The organism is Paenibacillus profundus, assembly GCF_021369635.1.
Taxonomy (GTDB): Bacteria; Bacillota; Bacilli; order Paenibacillales; family Paenibacillaceae; genus Paenibacillus_B; species Paenibacillus_B profundus.
Genome location: NZ_JAJNBZ010000082.1, coordinates 1 through 2,541 on the forward strand (window position 1 = coordinate 1; position 2,541 = coordinate 2,541).

General features: G+C 37.6%; 3 protein-coding genes. All 3 read right to left on the minus strand.

What is annotated here, in order from left to right; translation table 11 throughout:
* Positions 1-390: 390 nt before the first annotated feature.
* Genes LQV63_RS31120 through LQV63_RS32330 form a run of 3 tightly spaced genes read right to left on the minus strand, consistent with a single transcriptional unit; the run spans position 391 to position 2,467 of the window.
* A complete protein-coding gene (locus LQV63_RS31120; RefSeq protein WP_233699634.1) occupies positions 391-1,089 on the minus strand; it encodes an ATP-binding cassette domain-containing protein in 699 nt (232 codons plus the stop codon).
* A 19-nt stretch (positions 1,090-1,108) separates the two neighbouring features.
* Complete coding sequence (locus LQV63_RS31125; protein WP_233699635.1) at positions 1,109-1,825, minus strand: hypothetical protein; 717 nt, start codon at positions 1,823-1,825, stop codon at positions 1,109-1,111.
* Positions 1,826-1,843: 18 nt separating this feature from the next.
* A complete protein-coding gene (locus LQV63_RS32330; protein ID WP_407673003.1) occupies positions 1,844-2,467 on the minus strand; it encodes an insulinase family protein in 624 nt (207 codons plus the stop codon).
* Positions 2,468-2,541: the final 74 nt, after the last annotated feature.

The window sequence follows — 2,541 nt, forward strand, 5'->3', positions numbered from 1 at the left end:
GTTGAGCACTTCTCTCTGCACTTCACCCAGATTTGGAATTATGCAAAATGCTCACTTACACGATAATGCATACTTGATATAAAATCAATTTCACCCCAAAGTAGATTGCTTCGTTTGCTTCCTATGACGCTAACTCTCCTGAGATAAGTCCTAAAATATAGCCAACTCCAACTTCTCCAAAAACGGATCGTTGCCACAATCTCTTCCTAACCGTTTGACTCTTTCATTAAATAATTGCTCTTGGTGCAAATTTATCACTAATTTCCTCCCATCTCTTGATCTCAATTTTAGGAAAATCTACAAAATAAAACTTTTTTCAACAATAAAAAAAAGGATCCCTGCCATAAGGATCCTCTTGGTTTTCTCAAATTCTATGCTCTCCTTAACGCTTTACAAAGATGTAGCTAAATCGAACGCATGATCCGGGTCGTCCGTATCATGCATTTCCAACCACTTGTCAATATTCCCTTCGTAGCGGATTTTTCCTTTATGAAGAAAGATCATGTGGCAATCAAGATGCAACAGTTCGTTCAATTGGTGCGTGGAAATCACCACTGTCTTTTTCCGTGCTACTAAGTGATTAACTAGATTGAAAATCCTTTTTCTTGATGTCGGATCGACTCCGCTCGTCGGTTCATCCAACAAATATAATTCCCTCTCGATTTGTGTAAGCATCATAATAAACAACCATTTCCGCTCGCCAACCGACATTTTACCGATTTTCAGATCCCACAGCTTCAGTAATAATTCCTTCTCCCTTTCATCTTCAGATTTCATGTAATCCAAGGGTTGGGAGCTTGCCGGCTGATTGCCGATCCGCTTTATAAACTTCAGGAAATCCTTCCCTTTCAATTCCGGTGAGAAAAAAACGGATTGTGTAACGTATAAAATATCGTCCATCCTAGGAAAAACCATATTGCCAGCTTGTGGACGCAAAATGCCTGAGATACAGTCGAACAATGTTGTTTTCCCCGCCCCATTCGGGCCGACCAACACGTTAATTTTGTCCGGATGCAGACGAAAACTGACATCCTCAAACAAAACTTTTTTTGCTTGCTTGTATTTATATATAATCTGTTCTGCCTTCATTTCATCCCTCCCGCCTACCTTATCTTTGTACATACGAGATAAGGTTCATTTTTTTGAACGATAGCGCACCAACGAGTAAATAGAGGAAACCAACAGCTATTAGTGAAAAATGAACCGTACCAAAACTGATAGCCTTATTCATTTGATATACAAAGCTAAACGGATTTAATATGTTCCAAGCAGAGGATAAATGCTCGTCTCTAAATGCCAAAATAAATAATGGGTATAAAATGATGTTAATTACGGTACCAAGATTGCCTATTTTCAGCGGAAGTACGGTAAGTAAAAGAGTAAAAAGCCCGAAAGGAATGCTTAAGCATATTAATAGAAAGGATTGGACGATGAGATCAAAGGAAAATACATGGAAATAAAGTCCCACAATTAAATTATAAAGCGAAAGGCTAAGTAAACTAAATATGATCTGAGTTAGAATAGTAGCGATAACAAATGGAGATTTACTCCCAGAGATTAAAACGTACGTCTTCAACAGCCCATATTCTCGCATTCGGGCAAGCTGTAATCCAATTCCATTTACAAACGATGCAATGATAATATAGCACCAGAACCATTTCATATACCAAATTTTACTATCATAAATCGATAGGCTGTCCGTCGTACTTTTTTGAAAAAAAAGCGTTATAATCACAGGAAGTGCCACCGTCCACAGGAAAACAACCTTCTCTGACAGGAGGATTTTTAAATTCAAGACCGTAAATCCATAAATTTTTTTGAACATGATTTCACTTCCTTCTCTTCAGTTCGATAGGAGTATTGAGTAAGAAGGCTCATCGTGGAGTTGGTTACTTGCAAAAGTATTCAGGTTTTCGACCGTTAATTCTTCAAATAATGCGAAGGATTTATCAAAATCAAATACATCAAAATGTTTCTCTGTTTCTATGCCTAGTAGTAAACGCTTACCCGATTCTAGCATTCGGTACTGATTATTTTCCGAACTGAATATCATATGACTCTTTATTGTATTGATTGCTCTCAAAAAATCATCGTCAGATATACCTTTCTGAACCACATGGTATACCGTACTTTTAAAAACGCTTAGGATTCTATCCATTCCATTCTTTGATGGGCTTGAAAGTTTAAACAGTAATCCCCCCCCTTCTCTATATAGAACAGGGCTCGCTAGTAATGAGTATACTAACCCCTCTTCGCCGCGCATTTTTTTTGCTAGTATGGATCTAGAGCCAATCCCGAGTATTTGGACAAGCGTCAATAATTTCACGATGTCCTTATGTAAATAAGAAATTGTTGGGTAACCGAAGCAAAAATAGTTTTGATATGTCCGTCTATAAATGACTTCCTCGGCTGTCGTGATGATAAGTTCTGGAATCGAACGTTTATTACTTTTTGTTTTTTTTCTAATATTACTTACTCAACTTTCACAGAGCCAAAATTAGCTTAACAGCACGTACTGCATGGATTTGAGAACGATTGGAT